Genomic DNA, 26,043 nt, shown 5'->3' with positions numbered 1-26,043 from the left:
TATCATTATTATTAAATATATTCGCTGAATATTAACGCTTACCGAGCGTTTTCTCCAATACCATTAATGCCCTATTAAATGGTACTTCTCCTGCAATAATATCGATTAACCGAGTATCTTGGAAAACCGCAATTGTCGGCACTGATTTTATACCATATCGAGGAGCTAAAGTGGGCGATTGAGCAATATCAACAATACCAAAATCGATGTTATTTTCTTGAAAATACTCAGAAAGCTTAGTAAAAATAGGATACATATTTTTACACGGTAAACACCAAGAAGCCGAAAAATAAACAACTACAGTTTGTTGCTCATATTGCTCTAGGGGGTAAAGTGTACTCGAGAAATTATCACTATCTAATGATAAAATATTCGACATTATATGCTACCTTTTGTGATTTTTTCCTAAACTAACATATTGGAACAATAAACTAGATAATAAGTCACCTTTTGTCCATTAATTATTTAGTATTATTTGGCATTTGATTATTTTCATTTAAGAACAATAAACCAATTTAACATTTTATCACAATAAAGCATAAAAATATGATTCATAATAAATAACAAGAATAAACTCGCTATATTAACTTTTAAAAACCATACGATACATAAACCACTTTTAGTTTTTTATTATACATTGGATTTTTATTCATGAATATTATTAGCTTTGATGAACCTAGATTATTTAAAGATGTTTATTATTAAATAATAAACTATATTTTTACTCTTATTCATTATTAGCTTTTCAATTTTAACCCATTTAGATGGGTATCCGTTTCTGTTCTTTTTCTTTATCAAAAATCATATTCAGCTTCTCATGGGCATTGTCTGTATATCGACTTAAATCAGTAACATCTTGTTTCTGATTTGCCTTATCGCAAATAACAATCTCACCTTCCGATACCGCTGTATGAGTGGTGTTGCTGGCTTTGCCTGCATTGATGCCAGTTTGTTTATCCACCGATTGGTAATCGCTGTGCATCTCGGTTTTGCTGGCATTGAGACTCAGTGAACCTCCGCCCGCTTGGCTACCATAAGGAGACAAAAGGTAAGCAAAATCGATCTATAGCTAAAATTACGTTTTAAAATCATTAGAATTATTAATTGTATTGGTTTGAGATAAAGTAATATACGAAACATCACACACCTTAAGTCAAATTACAATCACACTCATTTAAGCTTTTTTATAACTCATCTAACTTCATATATTATGATTATGATTATAATCATAATTTAACATAAAAATATTTTTTGTAATAAACAATATAAAACGGTAGCAATTTAAATAAATTATTTGAGTTCAATGCGATTTTTTATAAAACTTACCTTTATTTGTATCAAAAACACAAATAAAGCCCATTAACTAGTTGAATAAAATGAAATCTTAAGAAAAAACACCCGTTAAATGTATAAGTAATTATTATATTTCAATTCTGAATCGACAATAGATAACAAGGCAAAAATTAATTTGCTCTTGTTATCTATTTTGACGAGAGAAAAATAATTAGCTATTGCTAATATTAAGCTTCAACGCAGCTGCAATAGCGAGTGGCGAAAAGGTGATGCTGGCGGCAAATAACGCGGCAAGAATGGCAAAATAACCATCGAGAGGCATTTTAAAACTGTGGGCTTCCATCGTACCTGTTGCATAAATCAGCACAGGAATATACAGCGGTAAAACAAGCAAGCTCACCAAGACACCGCCTTTTTTTAAGGAAACGGTTAATGCTGCACCAATCGCCCCAATAAAACTCAATACAGGTGTGCCCAATAATAATGTCCCTGCTAATACAAATAGTGTGTCTGCGCTAAAAGACAACATTAATGCCGCAACAGGGGATAACAAGATCAAGGGCAGCCCTGTGACTAACCAATGGGCAATCACCTTCGCAAATACAGTGATAAATAAAGGATGCGGTGCGAGTAACAGTTGCTCAAGGGAGCCATCAAGGTAGTCATCCTTAAATAAACGCTCTAGTGATAATAGTGAAGACAAAATGGCCGCAACCCAAAACACCCCAACCGCAATGCGCGCTAATAATTGAGGTTCAGGACCAATACTCAAGGGAAATAGTGTGATAACAATTAAGAAAAACCATAGCGGATTAACGAGCTCAGAAAAACCTCGAAATGCAATTTTAAGCTCTCTTTTAATTAATAACCAAAACATGATTCAACCCCACCCGTCAGTTTTAGTGAACCAAATTGCCCTGACATCGCTTGGTGGGAGGTAAACAAAATAATCCCCCCTTGCTCTGCATGCTGATGAAAACGTTCTGTTAAACGAGCGACCCCCGCCACGTCAATTGCGGTAAAAGGCTCATCAAGTATCCACAGAGGAGCTTCGCTTAGCCATAACCTCGCTAAATTAACACGCCGTTGTTGCCCAGCAGAAAGTTGGCTAACAGGAATATCTTCATAACCAATTAACGAAACTTCTTCTAAAGCAGACCAAATACGCTCACCTTCATGCCCTTTATGGTGCATTTGGTAATAAAATTTGAGGTTTTCATAAGGTGTTAATAATGATTTAACCGCTGGTTTGTGGCCTAAATAAAGTAAATGACGAGTAAATTCTTCTTTTAGTTTATCAATCGATTGATTATTCCAACAGACAGCCCCTTCATCAGGTTTTAATAACCCAGCCATCATTCGTAGCAAGGTTGTTTTCCCCGCTCCATTTGGCCCTTCAACTTGCAAGATTTCACTAGGTTGCACTATAAAATCAAGTTGATGGAATAACACCCTATTTTGCCGATGGCAACTCACTTGTTGAGCACTTAGCATGAAGCACAATTCCCGTTATTTTTATTTTAAGGTTAGCTTTTTGCAACTTTGTTCAACAGCATATCACTAATAGAGTCGCTCGATATTGCTTCACCGCAAAGCACTTGCATCAAAACCTCTGAACCTAGCGTAGATAATGAAAACAACATATCAGGTTTAAGTAAGCGAACTTTATCCATATTGCTTTCTTGGTTAATTAGCACCACGGTTTTTACCGAGCCACCTTCCCCTGCTTGTTCTTTCACTCCCAATAAAGCGAAAGTACTGAGCGAATCGCTATCTGTCATCACTAACACACACTTTGCGTGTTTAACATTAGCAGCGGCGAGCAATTCGGAACTGGTTGGGTCACCGGTCACAATATTATCTTTTTCGGGATAATGACTGCGATGATTTTCTTGGCAAATCACAGCCACCGGTAGCTCCCGTTTTTTCAGCCCTTGATAGACATTAACAGCCATTGGTGTGCTACCAATCACCACATAATGATTTTTCATATAAGAAAACCTCTTACGCACGATTTCTTTCGTACCTTTCGCTAACACCCCAACAATATAAACCACTGAAGTGGTAAAAATTGTAATTCCTAAAATAATCACCGTCACCGTGAATACACGCGCATCCACTGTAACCGGAACAATGTCACCAAACCCGACCGTTGTCATGCAGACTAAAGCAAAATAAAAGGCCGTTGTGCCGTCTTTAACCACTGGTGAAAATTCATCACCAATATATAAAGTACCAAAAATGGAATACAGCAATAATGCAATAATACAGGTTATTGCCACAAAGCCAGCACTGGTTAAGCTATGGTGATGATACAACTTCCAAAAAAGGCACAAAGCAACCAATAAAAAGAGGGAAAAATAACCTTGATGTATGTTTTCTTGTGTTAACCGCAGGTCAACAAATGAAATAATCCCAAGTAAAAATAAGGAGAACACCCAAGCAATACGGGCTCCGTTAACCATAAATAACGATAGGAAAATCAGTGAAATTCCCAATAAAAAACGAGGAATATCCAGTAACTTCATAAAGCCGAGTGATTTTAACCACTGTGTTAGCCCTGACTCGCGCCAATCAATGTAGTCGGTATAAGCACTTAATACAGGCTTTAAAATCATTGCGCCATCAATAATTATTAGCAATGAAAGCAACACCCTGATTGATAGAGGTGATTTTAAAAAAGCCACAAATGAATTATCTAACATGTATTGCTCTCACCCTTCATTGATGCATTCGTCAAATTTTCTTATATACCATAAATATATCAAAGGATAGTACCAATGGCGTAAAGACGATGACAAATGCTAATTGGACATTTTACTATTTTAACAATGGCTAGCAAAACATCGTCTATAATTGAATATCACGATAGCTGCCCAATTCCAAGCGAACAAAACAGCTTTTAAAAAACACTAGTAAACAAACGGTTATATGATTATTAAGGAAATATTATTTATAGATAATATATTTTGGAACTTAAACTACGTCTTTATATCTAAAAACCGATTTCTCAATTATTTTTCAATTCGATTTAACAATAATAGAAAACAAGAGTTTAAAAACCTATGAGTAACACTACACACTCGGAAAAATTTAGCTGGACCTCACTGTTCTGGTTACTAATCTACTTTTGGTATTTTTCATCACTATTACAACTGTATGTGCTCGTAACAGGGCAAAGTAATTCTATTGGCCTAAGAGATTCACTACTCTATAGCTCTCTTTGGCTGGTTCCTGCCCTACTGTTCCCTAAAAAAGTTAAGTTAGTTGCGGGACTAATTGGTATTGTTTTATGGCTTTCTTCGGTAGTTGCCCTCGCCTACTTTGTGGTTTATGGGCATCAAATATCCCAAAGTGTCATGTTTGTGATGTTTGAAACCAATACTAATGAAGCAGGCGAATTCCTTAAACAATATTTTAGCTTCAAAGTCTTAGGTGTCATACTCGCCTATACTGTAGTCGCAATTTTCCTATGGACACGTCTAAAACCGGTAACACTGCCAAAGTCAGGGCGAATCGGTATTTCATTGTTAATTTTAGTTATTTTGTTCGGTATTCCTTATTATAACAAAGGCATTAAACAAGACCGACCAATGGCTAATGTCGCATCGTATTTAAATAGTAAACTCGCCTACGCTGCGCCATGGCAGTTTGTGAGTGGTTACTTTTTATATAAAAACCAGCTAGCAAACATGGAGGAATTAATCCGCGACAACAGTAAAATTCCACCATTAGAAAACTTTGTCGATGCAAACGGTGATACACCCCGCACATTTGTATTAGTAATAGGTGAGTCCACCAGCCGCGATAGAATGAGCCTATATGGCTATTCACGCCCAACGACACCTGAGTTAGATGAACTTGCAAGGGATTATCCTGCTAATTTATCCGTATTCAATGATGTTGTGACGTCGCGACCTTATACTATTGAAGCACTACAACAAATTCTGACGTTTGCGACACAAACTGAGCCTGAACTGTTCAATTCGCGCCCTTCTATGATGAACATGATGAAGCAAGCGGGCTTTAAAACGTTTTGGATCACTAACCAGCAGACGATGACTGAACGCAACACCTTATTAACGGCATTCTCTCGCCAAACAGATAAGCAATATTATTTGAATAATGATATGGCTCAAAGCTCACGTATCTATGATGACGTGGTTTTTGCACCATTCAAAGAAGCGCTTGCAGACCCAGCAGAAAAGAAATTTATCGTTGTCCATCTGTTAGGAACGCATATGCGCTATGAATTCCGCTACCCAGAAGATAAAGCCATTTTCAAAGATAAAGACAGCGTGGTTCCCGCTAACCTAAATGATGACGAAGTGAAAGATTATAATGCTTATGATAACGCACAACATTATAACGATTATGTTGTTTCAACATTAATCAAGGACTTTGATTCTTCAAAAGAAAATGGTTTTCTGGTGTTTTTCTCAGACCATGGTGAAGATGTTTATGATACCCCGCCTCATAAAATGTTAGGGCGTAGTGAAGGTAAGCCAAGTAAAGTCATTTATAATGTGCCTTTCCTAGTTTGGCAATCACCTGAGTGGCTATCAACTCATCAATTTGATTTGAATGATAAAACAACCCGACCATTCAGTAACATGGACTTTATCTACGCGTGGTCTGATTTAGCAGGTTTAAACTATACTGGGTTTGAGCCCGAAAAAAGCCTGTTTAATGAGGCATTTAAACCTCAACCTCGTTATATTGGTGACCCAGATAATAAATCCTCATTAATGCTTTATGATGATTTAAAACAATAATTAGGTCTCTGTCGGTGAAATGTTATCTGCATTTCACCGACCTATTCATTTAAGCTATAACTTTCAGATGCTGTGCTCCCTTGCGGTTTATTTTACCATCCCGCAAAATAAACGTGACTTCACCACGCCAAAATTCAGCTAAGAAAATATCGTTTATTGATTCAATATCTTGTAATTCAATTTGCTGCATTAACCAAGCTTCATCTCTTTCGATAGATTCCAAACCATAGCTTCTAATAACCCCTTCTTTTATCAGGATCACTGATGGCATATTTTTTTCATCACAAATAATGGTTAGCTGCCCATCAGGTTCTATTTGTGCATAATAAATTTCTTGAAAGGAATGAATGCCTTGTGCATGAATTCGAGATGAAATATTGATGAGGTCTATCTTATTGGCTTTTTCTAAGATGTTTTCCATTATAAATTGGCCTTTTTTAATGATAGGTATGGGATTACCAATGGCCACATTACGAAAAAAATTAAATCTTTTTGTTAAAAAGTTCAAAAAGCTTATAAACAAAACACCAATAATTAAAATAGTCACATACTGGTACAATGGGATAGTATCACTGTAAATCACCCCACCAATAATACCTCCTAAAACAAAATTACCAATAAAATCAATAGGAGTCATTTGGGAAAGCTGCGTTTTTCCCGATAGATTCATATGAGTGATAACAATGGCAAAACCGATAATAAATTTTAAAATAATCAACGAATAATAGTACGCCATAATGCTATTCCTTTGTTATCTAAGCCATACATTTGTTTTCATTATTTATTTAATAATAAGTTCGAACAGTTTAGCTTGGTTTTCTATATTTTATAACTCTATAGCATGGAACAAGAGATGACTTTCCAAAAAAAAACATTCACTTGAGTTTGCAATCAAAAAAAATATAACGATTTCAGTTTTTTACCTAATTATTTTATAACTCACTTAATTTCAACTATAGTTAAATATACACATTGGCGATTATGCCAATATCGAGCTTCAATAACATTTTTACCAGCATCGTGCTAAGGATATGTTTATGAATATAAAACTCATCACTTCACTTCTTTTCGCGGGAATTGTTACAGTTATCGTAGGTTGTGATGACTCATCCAAACCAAGTGACACCGTTAAACAAGCTGAAGAAAAAGCCCAGCAATTAAAAGAAGATGGTGAACAAAAAGCTGATGAATTAACGAAAGATGCGCAAAATAAAGCTGAAGAGTTAAAACAAAATGCGTCAGAACTGAGCCAAGAAGTTAAAACGGATGCGATTAATAAAGCTGACGAAGTCGCAACCGATATGAAAGAAAAAACGGAATCACTCAAAGCAGAAAATGACGCAGAAACCAATAAAAAATAATTTTCCGCTCAGTTCCCTTCAAGAATGTGGGCTTTAAATGCCTGCATTCTTATTTGGTGCAAAAAGACAACAAAACCCACCTAACTCTTTCGCCATTCCACGATATAATTATGTTTCTTATTCGCTAGCTACCAGGAAAACTAATGCAAATTAAACATAGCATGGGGTACACAAACCCAGAACTCCTTACTGATGCTTTCAACCTGCGCCAACAAGTTTTTACTCAAGAACAGGGGTTTCCCGCTGATATCGATGTCGATGAATATGATGAGTCCGCATTACATGTCGTTTTGTATTTAGATGGGCAGCCAGCTGCAGTATTACGTTGTGTACTACTTGAAGACAATCTCATCAAAGTTGGCCGTGTCGCAGTACAAAAATCACACCGAAGTAAAGGGTTAGGACGTGAATTAATGAAATTTGTAGAGCAATATGGCCGTTCTCATCATTACCATAAAATCGCTCTTTCAGCGCAATATACTGCCATTGATTTTTACCATACTCTGGGGTACCAAACTGAGGGAGAAATGTATGATGAAGAGGGAATGGACCACATTTATATGACATTATCTTTAGAGTAATAATTGCCCTTGAATTAAATTTTCTCGCCTCTATATTGGTATATAGATCAATATTTAATCAAACAGAGGTGAATGATGGCAAATGGTTGGGCAAATGAAGATGCTGTTCAAGAACAAATTGATGCCACTCTTGATGATGCGGTAGCGAAAGCTCGTCGCCAATTGCACTCAGGTGAAAGTGCCGAGTTTTGTGAAGAGTGTGGTGAGGCAATTCCTGAGGCTCGCCGTTTAGCATTACTCAGCGTAAAATTCTGTATCAACTGCCAAAATGAATTAGATAAAAAACAATCTACATTTAGTGGCTATAATCGGCGTGGCAGTAAGGATAGCCAATTACGCTAATCACATTTCCACCTCCATTTATCTAAGGTTTTTACTTATCTAGTACTTACTTTCACTCATTTGCGTTAACTTATTGGTAAAACATGTAAATACTGCACTGTTAATTATTAATTTAATGATAATTAACATGATATTTTTATCCTCTATTTAATGTTATTTCCCGATATTGTTGATCATTCACTCGTATCATGGCAGTATAACCGCCTATTTTTTAACTTATGAAGGTGATAAAGACTCGGGTTTCATCGCTATTTTTGGCAGTTTAGCCTGCCTTCAACACCATATTATTGTTCTTTCTATCTCGTTTCCTTAGGGGAAATTTTTCGCAATTATTCATTGTTTCATTAAGAAGGACAGCTCGCTGCATATTTGTCGATATCGGTATGCCAAAAATAAAATAAAACAAAACAAAAGAAGGTTGTTATGAGTCAAATTGATACTGATTCTAAAAAAATTCGTTCTAAAATTAGTCCCCCTGTATTTTATAGCTCTGCCGTTATTATTTTGGTTATCGTGGGCTTTGCCGCTTTGATGCCAGAAGTCGCAGAATCTCATCTAAGTCATCTTCAGCAAAACTTATTCAATAATGCTAGCTGGTTTTACATTCTAGCCGTCGCTATTATTCTTTTGAGTGTGACTTATCTGGGACTCTCCCGTTATGGGCAAATAAAATTAGGCCCAGACCACGCCCAACCCAATTTTAGCTATGTCTCGTGGTTTGCCATGCTTTTCTCAGCAGGTATGGGAATTGGGCTAATGTTTTTTGGGGTTGCAGAACCCGTAATGCACTACCTCAACCCACCTGTAGGTGAACCGCAAACCGTTGAAGCCGCAAAAGAAGCCATGCGCTTAACGTTCTTCCACTGGGGGTTACATGCTTGGGCTATCTATGCCATTGTCGCATTAATTTTAGCGTTTTTTAGCTATCGCCACGGCCTCCCTCTCACATTACGCTCTGCCCTTTACCCCATTATTGGTGAGCGTATTTATGGCCCAATAGGCCATGCAGTTGATGTATTTGCAGTAGTAGGGACGGTATTTGGTGTTGCAACATCTTTAGGCTTCGGTGTACTGCAAGTTAACGCTGGGATGAACCATTTATTTGGTTTACCAGTCAGCGAAACCGTACAAGTGGCTTTGATCATCATTTTTACAGGGCTTGCAACAATTTCCGTTGTTTCAGGACTAGATAAAGGTATCCGTATCTTATCGGAACTCAATCTTGGCCTCGCATTTCTATTGCTCGTATTAATCGTTGCTTTAGGGCCAACTGTGCTTCTTTTAAAATCTTTCGTTGAGAATACAGGTGGCTACCTTTCAGAGATCGTCAATAAAACCTTCAATCTCTATGCCTATGAACCCAAATCAAGTAATTGGTTAGGCGGCTGGACACTACTGTATTGGGGATGGTGGTTATCTTGGTCGCCATTTGTCGGTATGTTTATTGCCCGTATCTCTCGCGGTCGTAGTATTCGTGAATTTGTCATGGGGGTATTATTTGTCCCAGCTGGCTTCACTTTAATGTGGATGACATTCTTCGGTAACACAGCGATTGATTTAATTAAAAATAAAGGCGCAACCTTATTAGCCGAAACTGTTCAGGCAGACGTATCTCTCGCTTTGTTTGAATTCCTTAATTATTTTCCATTCTCTTCGGTTTTATCTTTCTTTGCTATGCTAATGGTCATTGTGTTTTTCGTGACTTCAGCGGATTCAGGAGCAATGGTGGTTGATACTTTAGCTTCAGGCGGCGATTCTAATACCCCTGTTTGGCAACGTATCTTTTGGGCGGGTTTAATGGGTATCGTTGCGATAACAATGTTACTCGCAGGTGGTCTCCAAGCGTTACAAACACTGACAATTGCGAGTGCTCTTCCCTTTGCTGTCGTTTTGCTCGCCTCCATTTATGGCTTGTTCAAAGCCTTAAGAGTCGATGCCTATAAGCGCGATAGCCAACAGTTAGCGACCATTGCACCAACTGCCAGCCGTAACCCTATTCCGTGGCAGCGACGCTTGCGTAACATCGTATATTTCCCTAAACGCGCGCATGTTAAACGCTTTATGGAAGAATCTGTGAAGCCATCAATGGAAATGGTATCTGAAGAACTGGCTAAGCAAGGTACTGTATGCCATATCCATACTGATAAAGATGACCGAATAGGTTTTGAAGTGGATTTAGGCGAAGATATGAACTTTTTATACGAAGTTCGCCTCCGTTACTATATTCAACCGTCATTTGCGTTATCGGGTATGGGGACAGAAAGTGATGATGAAAAGAGCGAGGAGCAACGCTACTATCGCGCTGAAATTCACTTAAAAGAAGGTGGGCAAGATTATGACGTGATGGGCTGGGCAAAAGAGCAGATCATTCACGATATCCTAGACCAATACGAAAAACATATCCATTTCTTACACTTACTGGGTAAGTAGCCCCAAAAAAGAAACATTACCTAAAATGTGTCGATAAGAATTCACAGGCGGCTAAAATTATAGCCGCCTCCGCCTGTGTTTATTCGATTATCTATTAATGCAATAGAATCCTATTTTATGACATTTGAATTTTTGATAATAAAGTACTTACGCTAGCTAAGTCTTCAGGATGAACTTTTAAATATTTTTCACAAGCTAATCTGGCATAGTAAAAGCAAGTTTCTTCACTGACGACTATTTCATCTTCTTTTTCTGGAGGATAACTTATTGCAAAAAAACACCCTCTTTAAAAATCATATCATCTAAAAATCCATCATACTCACAAGCAAAATTAGCACTCTTATTTTCTCCCCTCATGTAAGTTTTATCCCTCAAATAGACAGACATGACCACGTGTCTTTTTCCTAATTGATTCGGCTACGACCCTCGTTAACTTGGTTGGTTAAATCGTCTATCACCACAAAACAGGTTTATGTTTTTCGACGATTTCAGTGTGTTTTCGCATTCAATCTCAACGTTGCTAAAAACGCGCTGAGGCGGTTTTATGATGCCTAACGGGCTGTTTTAGACACTAAGTTCGCCAGTTTAACATAATAGGTCTTATGGAAATTTTAAAATCAAGGTAAACGCAATCTATGCTAAATCATAATATTTAACTTAAGTAATGTATATGGTATTGTGAACTATCTATATTTATCTTTAATGACAAAGGGAATGCTTAAAATGGCGAATATAATTTATCTTACGCTAAAAGTGTAGTGGTTTAATAAATTTGGCCACCTGAACAGAGGTGATATGCTCACCTCAGAACAACACAGGTGCCTTAATGAAAAAACGAAATTTCAGTGCAGAATTCAGACGTGAATCAGCCCAGCTGGTTGTGGATCAGAACTATACAGTTGCAGATGCCGCGAAAGCCATGAATATCGGGCTTTCCACCTTGACGCGGTGGGTAAAGCAATTACGGGACGAACGGGCAGGCAAAACACCGAAAGCATCCCCTATCACGCCGGAACAAATTGAGATACGTGAGCTGAAGAAAAAAATTCAACGTATTGAAATGGAAAACGAAATATTAAAAAAGGCTACCGCGCTCTTGATGTCAGACTCCCTGAACAGGTCTCGGTGATCGGGAAACTCAGAGCGCATTATCCTGTGGCCACTCTTTGCTGCGTGTTCGGAGTTCACCGCAGCAGCTATAGATACCGGGAAAACCGGCCTGACAATCCGGACGGCAGGAGAGCCGTATTACGTAGTCAGGTTCAGGAGCTGCACGGCCTCAGTCATGGCTCAGCAGGTGCAAGAAGTATCGCTGTAATGGCAACACACAGGGGCTTCCGGATGGGACGATGGCTTGCCGGACGGCTAATGAAGGAGATGGGGCTGGTGAGCTGTCAGCAGCCTGTTCACCGGTATAAACGTGGCGGTCATGAACACATTGCTATCCCGAACCACCTTGAGCGACAGTTCGCAGTGACAGAGCCCAATCAGGTATGGTGCGGCGACGTAACGTATATCTGGACCGGTAAACGCTGGGCATACCTGGCCGTTGTACTCGACCTGTTCGCAAGGAAACCCGTGGGCTGGGCAATGTCATTTTCTCCGGACAGCAAACTGACAACCAAAGCGCTGAAAATGGCATGGGAAATACGAAATAAGCCATCCGGGCTCATGTTCCACAGTGATCAGGGTAGCCACTATACAAGCAGGCAGTTCCGACAGTTACTGTGGCGATACCGGATAAAACAAAGTATGAGTAGGCGTGGTAACTGCTGGGATAACAGCCCGATGGAGCGCTTCTTCAGAAGTCTGAAAAATGAGTGGGTGCCGGTGACCGGCTACATCAGCTTCAGTGAAGCAGCCCATGCAATAACGGATTATATCGTCGGGTATTACAGCGAAGTCAGGCCGCATGAATATAACGGTGGATTACCACCAAACGAATCAGAAAACCAATACCGGAAAAACTCTAAAACCGTGGCCAATTTTAGTTGACCACTACAAAGGAAATAAACAAGGTTTAATCTCGAAAGGATGCTCATCGATAGATTCTATCGGAAACAAGTATCAAAAGGGACACGAAAACGAAATTCTTATTAATGAGTTGTCTTCTAATTTATCGATGCATCAAAATGTCAGTTTTCAGCCTATTAGTATTCGTAAGCCAATTGATAAGTCTTCCCCACTACTTTCTCAAGCATTAACATCGAGTGAGATATTAACGTGCGACTTTACTTTTTATAGAACATCAATGAATGGTGGGTTAGAGCTGTATTATAAAATAAAACTGACAGATGCCTCAATTGTTGACCTAAATTGTTTTTATCCTAATTCTGTTACTCACAATCAAGCCCAACCAGAAGAGTCTGTATCGTTTCGATTTAAATCGGTTACCTGGGAGCATGTTATTGCTGGTACTAGTACATACAGTATATGGGAAGAAAGGAGCTTTTAATGTTCTCTAGCCCAGAAGAGACCTTTGAATGGTATGCAAATGAATTAAGAAAAATATCTGAGTTATCTGCAAGGTATTTTCTTGACGACCCCTACTGTAAACAAGGTTACAGAAGTGAAATAAATGAAGTTATAAGGTTGATCCGAGCTGATTTTAATATAGCACTGTATAATAATAATGCTAGGCATCAACGAGTAGATAGCACTCGGGATTGGTTTAGAGAGAACATAGGTTCAACGGGGAATTGGCCCGATATATATAAATACACTGAGGAAATTAAACTTGAATATGAATCAGAAAAATTAGCGTATTCCCAATTAAGAAAGGCAAGTAAAGAACTATATAATGCAACTAGGTCTTATTTTGGTGAAGGCTGGCTTTTTTATGGTGACAAGAGCCTTGATATATTAGGTGGTGCAATTCAAACAGCAGTTGGTATTTTTAGTTATAGAATAGGTAAAACAATTGGAAGTCACGGAATGAAAACGTCCGGTGCGATAAGCATGGCCTATGGTGGAGGTCGTGTATATCAAGGTATTTCTGATATTACGTATGAGTTAACTGATGGTGAAATAAACTTTAGACAAGATCCAGTTAAATTTTTAATAGAACAAGGTACTATAGCATTAGGTGGAGATAGCATCACAGCTAAGAAAATTTATTATGATGTTGATTTTGTAAATAATCTTTATATCGGTTTTGGAGCATTTAAAATTATTGATCCAAAGAAAAGAACTGAAATAAGACAATTACCAACAAAAACTTCTAAAGGATTAAGAAAATTAGGTTTTTTTGAACGCTATTTTCCAGATAACGTCGGGTTTAGAATAGAAAGATGGACTAGTGAAAATTATAAAAGAAAATTAGCTATAGGAAATAAGCCAATGTTATTATATTCATTAACAGCATCAGCAATAAAATTGAAATTGATTCTTGAATTACATAGTGACGAAAATTAGTATTTTATAATTTTTTTATTTTCATTAGTGAATTAAAAGTTTAAATTTTATGGATAGATAAAATAAAAAAGGTATTTTACTATTTACTGAGTCTATAAATAAAACCATTAATACAGGGATTAAATATGCGATTGTTAAAGGTATTAGTGATAGAATTAATGGTGCCCCCATAAAAAAAACAAGAGTTAAATAGTTAATAATATAAATCAAATACAATATTTTGGGAATCTTTTTACTTGATACTGATTCTTCAAACCATGAATCAAAATCATCCCCTTTTCCAATGGATGAATGAATTGAACTAAGTTTGATAAAGTCATTTTTATTTAACTTATCTATATTTCTTATTTTCACTATGACCTCTGATACTAATATATAGCTTTTTATCTTAATTGGTGTAAATAGTCTTGTTTTTCATTTTGATGGTGGTGATTTATAATAATCACCATCAAGGTTATAATACTTAATTATATGAAATCACTTGAATTAATTCATACGGTTTACCTTGTCTTATCGCAAGGTTATCATCGAAATTGAATCCTTCAGCACAAAATAACGATTGTATACTGTCAATAATGACATTGTTATAATTGATAATAGAAGGTTCTTCCCCATCAATAAAATATTTAAGAGTAATATCTATTTTTTCATCGTTTTTGATAGCATCAAAGATAAATTTGGTTGAGTGACCCAAATCTTTATCAATCGTCAATCGTAGAATTGGAGTGCCATTTTCATCTTTTTCTCTAGAATAACTAATTGAATTAATTAGGATCGCATCATTTTTTGAATTTGAAAGGTCTTTCGTGATTAACCCCTGTTCAGATCCAATTATTCTCATGATTATTTGGTGTTTCATGCGATTTCCTTATGTAGCATTTGGCTTTAGTAAGCCATTTTTTTTCACATAAAGCAATAAAAACATAACGAGTTCCGCACTGACTTTACCATTACTAAACCCAAATGCTGTTTTCTCCATAGAAGGATCATAAGCACCAATCCCAACTGCAAACTTCTCGGCTTGTGATTTAGAATTTAATTTATTAATTTCCTCAACCAATTTGTTAGTCGCAGAGGCATGCAACTGATCTTTTTCTATGATGGGGGGTTAATTTTGAGATATTAAGCCTAATTTAATATCATGGTCTGAAAGCGTAATGATCTTACCTTTTGATAGTAAGTTAGCCGACTATGTTTATTCAATTGTCTATTAATGCAATAGAATCCTATTTTATGACATTTGCATTTTTGATAATAAAGTACTTACGCTAGCTAAGTCTTCCGAATGAACTTTTAAATATTTTTCACAAGCTAATCTGGCGTAGTAGAAGAAAGTTTTATCCCTCAAATAGACAGACATGACCACGTGTCTTTTTCCTAATTGATTCGGCTACGACCCTCGTTGACTCGGTTGGTTAAATCGTTAATCACCACAAAACAGGTTTATGTTTTTCGACGATTTCAGTGTGTTTTCGCATTCAATCTCAACGTTGCTAAAAACGCGCTGAGGCGGTTTTATGATGTCTAACGGGCTGTTTTATTCTCTAAACTTGCTCGTTTAGCATAATGGGTCTTATGGTAATCAATAAACACAAAGTTAAATGTATTCATTTAATTCTCTTTCATTTATGATTTAAGTTTAACTTAAGGATAAGGTGGGGGATTGTATGCAGTGTGGGGATTTAGAGTGGTTTTACTGCAAAAACGGTGAAATCATGGATGCTAATGAAGCTATGGAAAAAAGGTTGGCTATTTATCGTCGAATTTTGAAAAACCTTAAAAGCGCACATAATCGCTCCAATGAATGTTTACCCCTAACGGGTTAGATGAATCAATTTATTATCGGTGTGATGGTGATGAACCTTCGGTTAAAACGGCACTCAGTAATCCCTGGGTAAAAGGAACAGAGGATTTTGGCGTAACATCAGTAAAAGGTGTTAAACGAACAATAGATACAGCAGCAGAACTTGGTGTAATCCCTCCGACTCTACGAGGGATGGATTTTATTCTAAAATCTCGGGTATCTCGAAATCCTCGTGTCATGCAAGAAAATGTTGAGGTTATCTATTTACTGCGGTTTGTTTATGACCCCTATGAAAACTTTTCTTAGGTGAATTTTGATTATGTTAAACAATAAAATTACAATAGTCACAGTATTCCTACTCTTATGCAATCCCGTATTGTCTTATTCTGAACCTGCGATTAAATGTATTCCTGAAGAGAATAATTTTCTTGCGTGTGAGGCTTTAGCAAAACAAGGGGATGATGAGGCTTTATTAATCGTCGGGCGTTTTTATGAAACGGGTACTGGTGTCGCAAAAAATCTCGAAAAGGCAGAGGAAATTTATCAGAGACTGTCAGATAAGAATGATGCAAACGGGATGAATCGTTTAGCAATGCTAACAGAAGACCAAGGGAGAAAAGATGAGGCCATTTTACTTTATCAAAAAGCCGCTGAACTTGGGTCATCCTCCGCAGACTACAATTTAGGTATATTATATAAATACGAAAATAACTACATCAAAGCTAAAGAAATGTTTGAAATAGCAATTAAAAAGCATAAATCAAGCAGCGCTATGATGAGTTTAGGTGATTTATATAGAGATGGTCGAGGAGGAGAGAAAAACACTAAGTTGGCTGAAAAATGGTATAAAGAATCGATTAAATTCGGTAATGATTTTGCGATTACTCGATTAGGTTATTTGTACGGTGATTTAGAAAATTATGATGAGGCAATAAAATGCTATGAAATAGGCATTGCAAACGGAGATCCCGCGGCAATGAATTCAATGGGGTTGCTTTATCAGCATGGCTTTGGTGTTCAAGTCGATATCAATAAAGCAGTAAAGCTCTATCAAGATGCTTCAAATAAAGAAGGGCTTGGCGGGTTAATTAATTTGGGCTTAATGTATGAGGAGGGACTAGGTGTTCCTCAAAGTTATGAGAAGGCGATCAACTTATACAAGAGAGCTTATCAACTAGGTTACACCGATATTCAATCACGGATTGACTACTTAGATAAAAAAATGCATAAAAAAAGTAATTAATACATAGTGTTAACATAAAGGAGCTTAAGCGATCAAACGCTGTAATAGCAAAATTGTAATGTCCGCTCTGGGCTAAGTTAAGGTGTCCGTCACGTAAGCTAACTATTAAGGGGGGCACATGACTGCTTATAGAGCGGAATTTTTTACATTGGAAGATGTGAAACGGCTAAATGTGATTCAAGATGTGATAGACCAACGCCTGCCGACCAAAATGGCTGCATAACGATTAAGTATATCCGCACGCCAGTGCCAGCAACAATGCCACAATGCGAAATATGACGAAAACAAATTGGTATTCAAAATAATTCGAGCTCTAGCACGGCGGCAATTGAGGATAGTTTAGTATCACGACCTGAAAGCGCTATGACCTTGTCTGTGGATTTAAGGTTGGCCGACTGCAAGTCAATATCACGGGCCGCATTTAACGTAATATTACCATTTGCGATGAGTTTAAAACGCAACTTGAGCCTCGCATTATTGCCGTTGTTGCTGATTGTGATATAGAAACCGACTGCTCTGTTATTTAAATCATGTGGGAAGGACTGGTAATTTAGCTTTGAAGTCGATTTAGGCGACGATATGAACTTTTTCTATGAATTTCTCCTCCGTTACTATATTCAACCAGCCTTTGCTTTAGCAGGTATGGGGACAGAAAGTGATGATGAAAAGAGCGAGGTGCAACGCTACTATCGTGCTGAGATTCACTTAAAAGAAGGTCGGCAAGACTACGGCTGGGCAAAAGAGCAGATCATTCACGATATCCTAGACCAATATGAAAAACATATTCATTTCTTGCACTTACTGGGTAAGTAGTCCCAAAAAAGAAACATTACCTAAAATGTGTCGATAAGAATTCACAGGCGGCTAAAATTATAGCCGCCTGTGTTTATTCAATTGTCTATTAATGCAATAGAATCCTATTTTATGACATTTGCATTTTTGATAATAAATTACTTACGCTAGCTAAGTCTGGTAAGATTTTAGCGATCGTATCTTCACATAATATTTCTTGAGTATTACCCTCTCCTTGTAAATACCATTTCATTCCAATCTCTGAGGTTGATATTGTTTTTATAGACGAATTTCGACTAAAGTAATTAATAGTAAAATCAGTTAATCGTTTTGCTAAATATCTACCACTCACAAGAAGAAGTTGATTTTCGGGGTCTGCTCCCCATTATAGGTTCCACACCGGAACCCATCATGGATACAAGGAGTTAAAATTCATTAAAAACAATATATTAGACTTATTTTTAACTAGTTAAGTTCACTGTACCACTACACTCTCCATATAATATTTAGGATATTTAAATTAACGCCACAATGAATGAATAACTATTAAATTTTACGCTAATTCGTTTCTTGATTAACTATAGAATTATTTTGTGGACCTGACCAAGTTAGTTGATCTTTTAACTCATCAGGTACTAAAATAAATAACATTTTAATATATTCTATATTTTTTGAGTAAAGCACACTGATTTTCGGAGTGCAATTTTCATAATAGTATTTAGCTTGGTAGTTTAAAAATGATATATCACTACTAGTGAACTCATTCGTTAGAATTTTATTTGGTAAGTTATGTATTAGCTCAGATTCATAATAACATGATAAATCCTTAGATTTTATTTTTTTATCCTGAGATTGAATATTTCTTATGTATGGAAGGATCCAAAATAACATGTCTACATATATTTCATTTTTTGTCATGATATTACCCTATTAGTTTCTAGATGGTAATGGTTTTGCTCCAGCAGGAGCAGATTCAACTACAGTCCATCTACCATTTTCAATCAATTTATTAATATACTGCGAGTCACCTGTTTTAACATATATTTCTTTAGCTGCTACCATTCTATGATTGCCTTCTGATATATAATGAATACCTTTTTTATCGACGTATCCAGCAATAATACCTTCTGGTGCAGTGAATCTATAGTTATTGCTGAGCATATCTATTTTCATTTGATCTATTTGACTAGGATTTTTAAGGCCCGTTTGTGTACTTTTTATCATTAATGTTATTTCATCAGAGCCTAGTTTTGACACTGTAAATACACTCTTTTGTATAAGTTGTTTTCCTATCCAACCTAATGAAATAACTGAGGCTTGTATTTCAGGATCTGATATTAATACTGCTGCTTTTGTCCAACCCGGTGTTTTTGCGTTTATTTTATTTAAGTCTTGTAAGTTCCAATACATTAAGTATTGTTTTGCTAGGTCATTTTGCATGACATCAAAACCTAGATAACTAGCCCAGTAAGGCCTTTTAGCTAAATCAAATGCATTTGATATTCTCGTTTTAGTGATATCTTGTGTAACTAATGGGTTATTAGTTATTTCTAAATCTAAATTGCCACTGTTTATTAAGCTGAACATAGCATATTTTTTTATTTGTGTAGCTTCGCAGTTTGTATTACCAGCACACTTTTGCATTTCATTATCAAAATCCATTGCAAGTTCATGAAGTAAGTGATTAAACCTGAAGGTACTTTCTCCCGAGTCCGCACCACTGTAGACCCCTCCTGCGTTACCAGTGAATATTGCACCCGCAAATCCCCCTAACACGCGGGATAATTGAGCGTATTTCTCAGAATCTTTTTGCCATTCTTTTTCATTAATTAAATTGTTGTTTAGTGTGACCCCTGCTAACTGAACAGCAAGACTACCCACTATAGCTCCTTTTGCATTTCCGCCTGCAATTTCAGCGCTAATCCCTGAAACAACTGAGTGACTTAATAATTTGCCTGTATGCCCTAAAATTTCTCCGTTATCACCGATTAACTTTGCACCTTCCGCATTCACCTGATTGCCAATATTACTGAGTAAGGCACTCTTAAAGTTATCGGTAAAACTGCCACCTTGGATTGTAGTATTCACGGTTGAACTAATCACAGATTGCGCGGCAACACGCTGAGCAACCTTATTCCAATCCCCATTACTTAATAAAGGTAACTTAGCATTCCCCGGATTCCCTTTTGTCCATCCCATTTTGACATCTAAACCATTAAGCGCCCCGGAGATCACCATTTGAGCAACAATAGATTTAACTGTTTCGCTTTTACCTAGTGAATTAAGCGCTTTCGATAGGTTTCCTTGGTTTTCAGCCAGTGCGATCGCTGCTTGTGTTGAAAGAGCTGTCATACCAGAGTAAGCCGCGCCTGATATCACTGCAGCACTCGTACCACTGCTACCGGATGCTGCCCAAGCCGCAAATTTAGTTGCTGTACCTGACGTCATCGCTGCAACGGTTATCATAATCAACGCAGCAGCAACCGGGTTTAAACTCTGGCTTTTATAATCCCAACTGTCATAGGCGTCTTTAACTAAGTTCCACTGAACATCTTCACGGTCTTTTAAGCCTGCAAGCCACTGTGTACCTTCTGTTTTACCAAGAGCCTCTAAGGCATTTTCTAAGCTCTGACCATTTTTCGATTTAACATCCGCAGTGATCCCTTTATTCGCATCAACTGTTAGTTTTCCACCAATATGCAATGCAGGTAAAACCCATTTATCTGAGGTATAGCCTTTATTACGTTGGGTGATATAAAAACCATTAGAATTTGTAATCACCTGTTCAAATTGCGAGTTTTTGACCGCTTTAAAATTGACCTTGCCCGTTTGGCTGGTGATTTTGGCATTCTTGCCCGCATTAATTTTGGTCGCTTCTAATGTGACATCATCCTTGGCATACAGATTAATATCGCCACCAGCAGTAAACTCAGTGACTTTATTGGTTTTATCACTGCGTGTTTTTCTCACTTCCTTTTTCGTAATACAAAGCGTCCATCTATTGCATTTCTTTTTATACTCTTCGAAGTAACTGCTTTCTTCCATGGCTTGGGCGTAGAGATAGCCGCCTTTTGCTGCAATATCCATCGCGCCTTTGGCAACGAGACGTGAGGCTTGGAAAAGAATGCTCCCCTCTGACAAAATGGTCAGGGTTTTACCACTGTTAATTTCAGTGCCAATTTGGCGATATAACTCTTCAAATTTTTTCCCTGACTGTTTTCGATAGTTCGTTTTAACTGACTCTAAGCGTACATTTCCCCCACTTGAGAGTGTGATGTCACTTAGGGATTTGATTGTGCTACCTTGTGCAGTGAGTGCGCCATTGGAGGCCAGAGTGACGCCTTTATCTCCGGAAAGTGTCGAGGTCACATAACGCACATCTTGGTTATCTTCACTGGGGTTGGGAATGGCAGAGTAAGCGGTAGCCGTTAATTTAATATCACGACCTGAAAGCGCTATGACCTTGTCTGTGGATTGAAGGTTAGCCGACTGCAAGTCAATATCACGAGCGGCATTTAACGTGATATTGCCATTCGCGATGAGCTGAGAACGCAACTCTGGATAGCGATTGGTTTTAAATACATTATCGACATCTTTTATGGCTTTTGAGCCTAATAAAATATCTTGGCCTGCATTGAACGTCAGTAATTTGCCACTGTTGAAAGCAATGCCACGCGCTTCAATATTTTTGCCTGCGGTGAGGTTTATTTCCCCTGAACTTGTCCAATTTCCTATTTTTGTGAGTAACACATTGATATTGGCGACAGGCTCTGATGCCGCGAGTTTCATTAAATCGGATTCATCGCGATGAATAACAATATTGTCATTGGCACTGAGGGTAAGTTTATTCGTTTTGGCTAACTGCGCATTATCAAAAGTGATATTTTTACCGGCTTGGATATGTAACGAGTTTGCGGCGTTGATAACCGGGGGCGATAATACATTGTCTTTAAAGGCAGAAACGGGGTTTAAACTGTATTGAAGATCGCCATTTTTCGCAATTAAGGTGCTGTCTTTAGCCGTTAAATTAACCTGTTTAAGGTTAAGGTCGTTATTGGCAATTAGGCTTTGTGATTGTTTTGCAACGAGCTGTGCATGATTAATATTAATGTTTTGACCTGCAATGATAGACAGATCATTTTCAGACTGTAAGTTGGTGGAAATATTTATATTATTAGAATTTAAAATAATATTTTTTGCTGACATTAAATAAGCGGGGGAATCGATGTGATTTATTTTTGAGATCAGTGATGAGGTAATAGGTAGTTTGTTCTCACTGCTGATCGAATGTTTAAAATCGAGGATGAGATTCGCACCTGAATGTAACCCTTTCTTTGTTTTTACATTATCAATCAATTCCAAAATGAACACATCACCTTGTATTTTATAATGCGTTTCTAAAATTAATTCTTTGATATTTCTAATATTAACTATTCCACTTCCACTGTTCGAAGGATCGATGACATAATTTTTATAGGTGTATTTTTTCCAGCCAATATTTTGACTGTTATCTAAAGTATTACCGGTTAAAATTAAATTTTTCTTAGCAGAAATGATACCGTTATCATTAGTGATTTGATTACCATTAAGATAAGCATTTCCACCGCTAACTATTTCTCCGAGCCGAACTGAATCATCAGAGTAAATACTTTGACCTGTATTGACTAAAACACCCTCTTTATAAAATGCATTTGAAAAATCAGCTACACCGAACCACTTATTAGGAAGAGGGTTAACCAACTTTGCATTCATGACCACATCATAATTCCCGCCTCCTTCTCTAACTCGGTCTATTAATAAGTTCTTACTTGTGGAGGTCGGTTGTATCGTATTTTCCTTGTAGTGGGTATTTAACGACATGTTGGTCAATTGCTTCGTACGAACCACCAAATCCCCTGCATTGGTCTTTATCGTCCCCGATTTATTCTCAATCAGCGTACTCAAATCCCCCTTGGCATTTTTTTGCATCCACAAATTATCTTGTGCCTGAATAAGTGCACTATTGCCCGTATTGCTTATTGAATCGGCAAAGACACGCATATCCTTGCCTGCGGTAACTTTGCCGTTATTGGCGAGGGTGTTGGTGGCTAATGTGATGTCTTTGGTGGCATTCACGTTGGCATTGGCGTTAATCTGCAGGTTTTTGGTGCTGACATTGATGTCTTTTTTCCCTTGAATATTGCCGGCAAGGGTAATTTTGCCATCGACAGTTAACGTCAGGTCATGTTGGTTGGCTTGCACATTACTGAGGTTAATCCCCACCCCTGATTCCGTACTCACCAATTTCACTTGATTGGCATACATCCCACCCAGTGCTTTGGTATCTACGGAAATACTGGGTTTTGCCCCTTCACCCGCAATCGGTGTTACGGTGCCTTTTTGAAAATCAACACGGTTGGTGCCTTGCATCAGGGTCAGGTTCTTGGCTTTGATTTGCCCATTCAATTCGGTGGCACGGCTGATAATATCGGCATAAGTTTGCGCTTCGGCATTCATGCCATTGGCGCCGATAACCACACTGCCTTTTTTCACCTCAACCGCAGACAAAACCCCCTTGTTATCCAGAATAGGTTTTCCCGTGGTTAAGGTAATCGCAGGGGTATTCACAAAGCTACAGCCATTGCAGGTAATGCCATTCGGGTTAGCAATTAAGACATTCGCCCCTTTGCCTGCTACTTCCAACTTACCTTGTAATTCTGAGCGGCTACTGCCGGTAACTTCGTTGATAATCAGATTAGCGGCATTTCCCTTTAAATTCGTATTGGCTTTGATTTGCCCTGCAATTTGGGAATTCACATTAGTGGTGGCGTTATTGAGTACCGCACCTTGTTTATCGACATTAAATTGTTGGAATTTATTGTGGGATATTCCTGCCCCATTCGGCGTGGCGATATTAATAATCGGGACGTTATTTTGTTGGCTGATTTGGGTGTTTTTATCTGCCGCCGTCATGGCTGCTCCCCAAGCGGGATGTAAGGGGTAGACTGCGGTTAAGAAAATAATGGTGTAACTTAATATCCGCTTAGAGCGAGAAGGTAATTGTTCATTTAGCATAAATAATCCTTTAAAAACGTAAAGCTACAGAGAGAATGAGACCGACCAATAAGCCGACCAATTGTCTGGTTTAAGTTGTGAGGGATAATGCAAAGGTTTACTGAGTAGAAACTGAGAATAAATTAGGCTATTGCCTGTAAAAGAGAGGCCAACGGCTCCGCCGGCTAAAGTGTCATGTTCAACGTGGTATTTATCTGAGGCAATAAACCCGTAATCTAGCGCTCCGATAAAACGCAGTTGCCCAATTGCCGTATTAGCGATGCCTTTATTGATTTCATTACGCCAATAGCCACCTCGGTTACCACTCAAAGACTGCTCATGGTAGCCACGGACAGAATACTGGCCTCCAATACTTATGCGTTCAATGCCGTATAAATTATCGGGCGAATATTGACCGTAAAATGAGGTTAAATAAGTCAAACCATTAGCGAAAAAATACTGATAACTGATGCTTAGACTGAATTTGCGGTAATGGCTGCGCGGTGAGTCTTTCGCGAGGGTGTCCGGTGAGGCGCCAAAGGCGGATATTCCCCATTCAGCAGCAGGGTTTAACGTGAAGTAGCCTTGTCCGAGGGTAGTGCTGTACTGCGGGGTAAACGAGAGTGAGGTTAAGGTTGGGCTGCTGATACTCAGGGTTTGGGAAGCTAGCTGAGTGCGGGCATTTTTATGTTTCAAACTGCCTTGTAAGGTTAGACGCTGTTTTCCATCGCGATAAATTAAGCGGCTGATATCAAATTGTTGGTTGGTATTTTTGCCTTCATAACGGTATTGCTGATCCAATGTATAAAACGGCTGTAATGTATTATTACGATATAATTGGTAACGGTATGACCAATAACCATAAGGCACATTCACATTCGCAACGATATAACGATTATGATGGGATGTACTTCCATCCATATCGGTATTGGCCGAGACTGACCACTGCTCACCAAACCCTAATGGGGAATCTACCGTCAAACCGCCGGTAATCAGCTGTTTTCCTGTTGCTTTCATCCCTGAATTATCGAAGTTCAATTGGCCCGTGATAGGCCACTTTTTCCCTTGCTGGTGAATAATAATCCGAGAGTAGCCACTTTGGCTTCCTGGCTGGATATCGATAGTGTACTTAGCGGACGATAACCGGTTGAGTTGCTCCAACCCCTGTTCAATATGCCGTAGGTTTAATATTTTTCCTTGTTGATGAGGGAATATTTGATGAGCTAAACGCTTAGGGGAGTTTTCAATCTCGATAGTTTCAATCTTTCCTTCAATCATTTGTATGGCGAGATGATGTGACGATAAATCTTGCTCAGGAATGATGGCTTGAGAGGTAATAAACCCCTGTTCTATATAGTAATTAGTCACATGCTTAGTGAGCTCATGTATTTCACCTAGCGTGAGGCAGCGTTTTAAGTAAGGTGAGGTTAACTGAGTCTGAGTTTTACTGGTGAGTTGTGTGGCACCGACAAATTGGATCTTATCGACCGGGAAACAAATTTCATCTTGACCGTGTTTGGAAAAAGTATCATCAACAGTGATTACATTGTGTTTTTCCAATAGATTACGTTGGGTTAACTCCGATTCTAACCGTTGTTTCTGTTCAAATTGAATACTTTCATTCGTGGAAGGGAATAATTGATTTTCCGTGTAGCCATAAGGCGAAATCATAAACAACGATAAGTATAATAAACGCCATATAATTTGATATTTTGTCATGTTATCTAAATTTTCGTTACGAACAGTAAATTTACCGTAATGTAACTTATTCTCATTAACTGTTTTTAGATAAAAAAATCCACCATGACTAAAAATTAATACTTTCATTCTTAATATGATTTTTTTTCCGCCATTTTATTATATTAATCTAACCAAACCGCAATTAATAATAAAATTTAATGCCATATACTGAAAATCAATCATTTGATTTTATTAGGAATGATTTTTCTGAAGAGTTTGTCACAAGTAACCTATA

Annotated in this window: 22 protein-coding genes and 2 pseudogenes; 11 read left to right on the top strand and 13 right to left on the bottom strand. The window is 37.8% G+C overall.

The genetic code is table 11. The features are described from left to right. Nucleotides 1–31 precede the first annotated feature (31 nt). From M1F25_RS04245 to M1F25_RS04225, 5 genes are all read right to left on the bottom strand, one after another. Complete coding sequence (locus M1F25_RS04245) at nt 32–379, bottom strand: thioredoxin family protein (protein ID WP_181489352.1); 348 nt, start codon at nt 377–379, stop codon at nt 32–34. A 381-nt stretch (nt 380–760) separates the two neighbouring features. After that, nucleotides 761–982 carry a hypothetical protein gene (locus M1F25_RS04240; RefSeq protein ID WP_036958541.1) on the bottom strand — a complete coding sequence of 74 codons (222 nt, stop codon included), beginning with the start codon at nt 980–982 and terminating at the stop codon, nt 761–763. Between the two features lie 522 nt (nt 983–1,504). Continuing rightward, nucleotides 1,505–2,170: a heme exporter protein CcmB gene (gene ccmB, locus M1F25_RS04235; protein ID WP_004905254.1), complete on the bottom strand. Its 666-nt coding sequence runs from the start codon at nt 2,168–2,170 to the stop codon at nt 1,505–1,507. Beyond that, nucleotides 2,155–2,787, bottom strand: coding sequence for a cytochrome c biogenesis heme-transporting ATPase CcmA (ccmA, locus tag M1F25_RS04230; RefSeq protein WP_004914240.1), 633 nt, complete (start codon nt 2,785–2,787; stop codon nt 2,155–2,157). The genes ccmB and ccmA overlap by 16 nt, the downstream gene beginning before the upstream one ends. 32 nt (nt 2,788–2,819) lie before the next feature. Continuing rightward, nucleotides 2,820–3,998: an ion channel gene (locus M1F25_RS04225; RefSeq protein WP_004905258.1), complete on the bottom strand. Its 1,179-nt coding sequence runs from the start codon at nt 3,996–3,998 to the stop codon at nt 2,820–2,822. A 360-nt stretch (nt 3,999–4,358) separates the two neighbouring features. On the opposite strand from M1F25_RS04225, the gene cptA reads away from it, so the two are divergent. Beyond that, nucleotides 4,359–6,068, top strand: a complete 1,710-nt coding sequence (gene cptA / locus M1F25_RS04220) for a phosphoethanolamine transferase CptA (protein ID WP_094963057.1) — start codon at nt 4,359–4,361, stop codon at nt 6,066–6,068. Nucleotides 6,069–6,117: 49 nt separating this feature from the next. Here cptA and M1F25_RS04215 read toward each other — a convergent pair whose 3' ends face one another. After that, the gene (locus M1F25_RS04215) at nt 6,118–6,804 is read right to left on the bottom strand and encodes a DUF421 domain-containing protein (RefSeq protein ID WP_004905262.1); all 687 of its coding nucleotides are present in this window, start codon (nt 6,802–6,804) and stop codon (nt 6,118–6,120) included. 301 nt (nt 6,805–7,105) lie between these two features. Here M1F25_RS04215 and M1F25_RS04210 point away from each other — a divergent pair, with 301 nt between their 5' ends. The 4 genes from M1F25_RS04210 (at nt 7,106) to M1F25_RS04195 (ending at nt 10,782) form a co-directional block, all read left to right on the top strand. Then, a complete protein-coding gene (locus M1F25_RS04210; RefSeq protein WP_036958543.1) occupies nt 7,106–7,429 on the top strand; it encodes a hypothetical protein in 324 nt (107 codons plus the stop codon). A 143-nt stretch (nt 7,430–7,572) separates the two neighbouring features. Continuing rightward, nucleotides 7,573–8,010: a GNAT family N-acetyltransferase gene (locus tag M1F25_RS04205; protein ID WP_004905264.1), complete on the top strand. Its 438-nt coding sequence runs from the start codon at nt 7,573–7,575 to the stop codon at nt 8,008–8,010. Nucleotides 8,011–8,085: 75 nt separating this feature from the next. Then, a complete protein-coding gene (locus M1F25_RS04200; RefSeq protein WP_181489350.1) occupies nt 8,086–8,352 on the top strand; it encodes a DksA/TraR family C4-type zinc finger protein in 267 nt (88 codons plus the stop codon). A gap of 423 nt (nt 8,353–8,775) precedes the next feature. Next, nucleotides 8,776–10,782 (top strand): BCCT family transporter, encoded by a 2,007-nt coding sequence (locus M1F25_RS04195; protein ID WP_094963056.1) that lies wholly within the window; start codon nt 8,776–8,778, stop codon nt 10,780–10,782. A 115-nt stretch (nt 10,783–10,897) separates the two neighbouring features. On the opposite strand, the pseudogene cdiI reads toward M1F25_RS04195, so the two are convergent. Then, nucleotides 10,898–11,053 (bottom strand): annotated as a pseudogene (gene cdiI / locus M1F25_RS04190) (ribonuclease toxin immunity protein CdiI); the annotation flags it as partial. Nucleotides 11,054–11,608: 555 nt separating this feature from the next. Between cdiI and M1F25_RS04185 the strand changes: the two are divergent. The 3 genes from M1F25_RS04185 to M1F25_RS04175 all read left to right on the top strand — a co-directional run bounded on the left by M1F25_RS04185 (nt 11,609) and on the right by M1F25_RS04175 (nt 14,196). Beyond that, a protein-coding gene (locus tag M1F25_RS04185) for an IS3 family transposase (protein WP_094963266.1) occupies nt 11,609–12,777 on the top strand; the annotation gives its coding sequence in 2 pieces (ribosomal slippage) (nt 11,609–11,858 and nt 11,858–12,777; 1,170 coding nt in all). Next, nucleotides 12,695–13,237: an Hcp family type VI secretion system effector gene (locus M1F25_RS04180; RefSeq protein WP_181489348.1), complete on the top strand. Its 543-nt coding sequence runs from the start codon at nt 12,695–12,697 to the stop codon at nt 13,235–13,237. Before M1F25_RS04185 ends, M1F25_RS04180 begins: the two co-directional genes overlap by 83 nt. After that, nucleotides 13,237–14,196, top strand: coding sequence for a hypothetical protein (locus M1F25_RS04175; RefSeq protein ID WP_036958546.1), 960 nt, complete (start codon nt 13,237–13,239; stop codon nt 14,194–14,196). Before M1F25_RS04180 ends, M1F25_RS04175 begins: the two co-directional genes overlap by 1 nt. A 24-nt stretch (nt 14,197–14,220) precedes the next feature. Here M1F25_RS04175 and M1F25_RS04170 read toward each other — a convergent pair whose 3' ends face one another. The 3 genes from M1F25_RS04170 to M1F25_RS04160 form a co-directional block, all read right to left on the bottom strand. Next, nucleotides 14,221–14,550: a hypothetical protein gene (locus tag M1F25_RS04170; protein ID WP_094962182.1), complete on the bottom strand. Its 330-nt coding sequence runs from the start codon at nt 14,548–14,550 to the stop codon at nt 14,221–14,223. A 109-nt stretch (nt 14,551–14,659) separates the two neighbouring features. Next, a complete protein-coding gene (locus M1F25_RS04165) occupies nt 14,660–15,055 on the bottom strand; it encodes a hypothetical protein (protein WP_112307870.1) in 396 nt (131 codons plus the stop codon). A 9-nt stretch (nt 15,056–15,064) separates the two neighbouring features. After that, the gene (locus M1F25_RS04160; protein ID WP_004905277.1) at nt 15,065–15,280 is read right to left on the bottom strand and encodes a hypothetical protein; all 216 of its coding nucleotides are present in this window, start codon (nt 15,278–15,280) and stop codon (nt 15,065–15,067) included. Nucleotides 15,281–16,000: 720 nt separating this feature from the next. Between M1F25_RS04160 and M1F25_RS04155 the strand changes: the two genes are divergently transcribed. The 3 genes and pseudogenes from M1F25_RS04155 to M1F25_RS04145 all read left to right on the top strand — a co-directional run. Then, a complete protein-coding gene (locus M1F25_RS04155; RefSeq protein WP_004905280.1) occupies nt 16,001–16,306 on the top strand; it encodes a hypothetical protein in 306 nt (101 codons plus the stop codon). A gap of 13 nt (nt 16,307–16,319) precedes the next feature. Next, a complete protein-coding gene (locus tag M1F25_RS04150) occupies nt 16,320–17,243 on the top strand; it encodes a tetratricopeptide repeat protein (protein ID WP_094962179.1) in 924 nt (307 codons plus the stop codon). Between the two features lie 555 nt (nt 17,244–17,798). Beyond that, nucleotides 17,799–18,056, top strand: a pseudogene (locus M1F25_RS04145) (choline transporter); the annotation flags it as partial. Between the two features lie 537 nt (nt 18,057–18,593). On the opposite strand, the gene M1F25_RS04140 reads toward M1F25_RS04145, so the two are convergent. Genes M1F25_RS04140 through M1F25_RS04130 form a run of 3 tightly spaced genes read right to left on the bottom strand, consistent with a single transcriptional unit; the run spans nt 18,594 to nt 25,895 of the window. After that, nucleotides 18,594–18,953, bottom strand: a complete 360-nt coding sequence (locus tag M1F25_RS04140) for a hypothetical protein (RefSeq protein WP_004905285.1) — start codon at nt 18,951–18,953, stop codon at nt 18,594–18,596. A gap of 12 nt (nt 18,954–18,965) precedes the next feature. Then, nucleotides 18,966–24,089, bottom strand: coding sequence for a DUF637 domain-containing protein (locus M1F25_RS04135; RefSeq protein WP_181489346.1), 5,124 nt, complete (start codon nt 24,087–24,089; stop codon nt 18,966–18,968). A 24-nt stretch (nt 24,090–24,113) separates the two neighbouring features. Then, nucleotides 24,114–25,895 carry a ShlB/FhaC/HecB family hemolysin secretion/activation protein gene (locus M1F25_RS04130; protein ID WP_232368722.1) on the bottom strand — a complete coding sequence of 594 codons (1,782 nt, stop codon included), beginning with the start codon at nt 25,893–25,895 and terminating at the stop codon, nt 24,114–24,116. Nucleotides 25,896–26,043: the final 148 nt, after the last annotated feature.

The organism is Providencia sp. PROV109, assembly GCF_033681625.1.
In the GTDB taxonomy this organism is placed as follows: Bacteria; Pseudomonadota; Gammaproteobacteria; order Enterobacterales; family Enterobacteriaceae; genus Providencia; species Providencia hangzhouensis.
The sequence above is the reverse complement of the archived record's forward strand: the minus strand, read 5'-3'. Positions and strand labels throughout refer to the sequence as shown.

What these genes read in the sequence shown, in the direction of transcription:
- M1F25_RS04155 (WP_004905280.1), top strand. Translation starts at nt 16,001, where the DNA reads ATGTTTACCCCTAACGGGTTAGATGAATCAATTTATTATCGGTGTGAT.
- M1F25_RS04150 (WP_094962179.1), top strand. Translation starts at nt 16,320, where the DNA reads ATGTTAAACAATAAAATTACAATAGTCACAGTATTCCTACTCTTATGC.
- M1F25_RS04200 (WP_181489350.1), top strand. Translation starts at nt 8,086, where the DNA reads ATGGCAAATGGTTGGGCAAATGAAGATGCTGTTCAAGAACAAATTGAT.
- ccmB (WP_004905254.1), bottom strand. Translation starts at nt 2,170, where the DNA reads ATGTTTTGGTTATTAATTAAAAGAGAGCTTAAAATTGCATTTCGAGGT.
- cptA (WP_094963057.1), top strand. Translation starts at nt 4,359, where the DNA reads ATGAGTAACACTACACACTCGGAAAAATTTAGCTGGACCTCACTGTTC.
- M1F25_RS04240 (WP_036958541.1), bottom strand. Translation starts at nt 982, where the DNA reads ATGCACAGCGATTACCAATCGGTGGATAAACAAACTGGCATCAATGCA.
- M1F25_RS04180 (WP_181489348.1), top strand. Translation starts at nt 12,695, where the DNA reads ATGAATATAACGGTGGATTACCACCAAACGAATCAGAAAACCAATACC.
- M1F25_RS04215 (WP_004905262.1), bottom strand. Translation starts at nt 6,804, where the DNA reads ATGGCGTACTATTATTCGTTGATTATTTTAAAATTTATTATCGGTTTT.
- M1F25_RS04245 (WP_181489352.1), bottom strand. Translation starts at nt 379, where the DNA reads ATGTCGAATATTTTATCATTAGATAGTGATAATTTCTCGAGTACACTT.
- M1F25_RS04135 (WP_181489346.1), bottom strand. Translation starts at nt 24,089, where the DNA reads ATGCTAAATGAACAATTACCTTCTCGCTCTAAGCGGATATTAAGTTAC.
- M1F25_RS04140 (WP_004905285.1), bottom strand. Translation starts at nt 18,953, where the DNA reads ATGACAAAAAATGAAATATATGTAGACATGTTATTTTGGATCCTTCCA.
- M1F25_RS04205 (WP_004905264.1), top strand. Translation starts at nt 7,573, where the DNA reads ATGCAAATTAAACATAGCATGGGGTACACAAACCCAGAACTCCTTACT.
- M1F25_RS04210 (WP_036958543.1), top strand. Translation starts at nt 7,106, where the DNA reads ATGAATATAAAACTCATCACTTCACTTCTTTTCGCGGGAATTGTTACA.
- M1F25_RS04165 (WP_112307870.1), bottom strand. Translation starts at nt 15,055, where the DNA reads ATGAAACACCAAATAATCATGAGAATAATTGGATCTGAACAGGGGTTA.
- M1F25_RS04130 (WP_232368722.1), bottom strand. Translation starts at nt 25,895, where the DNA reads ATGAAAGTATTAATTTTTAGTCATGGTGGATTTTTTTATCTAAAAACA.
- M1F25_RS04175 (WP_036958546.1), top strand. Translation starts at nt 13,237, where the DNA reads ATGTTCTCTAGCCCAGAAGAGACCTTTGAATGGTATGCAAATGAATTA.
- M1F25_RS04225 (WP_004905258.1), bottom strand. Translation starts at nt 3,998, where the DNA reads ATGTTAGATAATTCATTTGTGGCTTTTTTAAAATCACCTCTATCAATC.
- ccmA (WP_004914240.1), bottom strand. Translation starts at nt 2,787, where the DNA reads ATGCTAAGTGCTCAACAAGTGAGTTGCCATCGGCAAAATAGGGTGTTA.
- M1F25_RS04195 (WP_094963056.1), top strand. Translation starts at nt 8,776, where the DNA reads ATGAGTCAAATTGATACTGATTCTAAAAAAATTCGTTCTAAAATTAGT.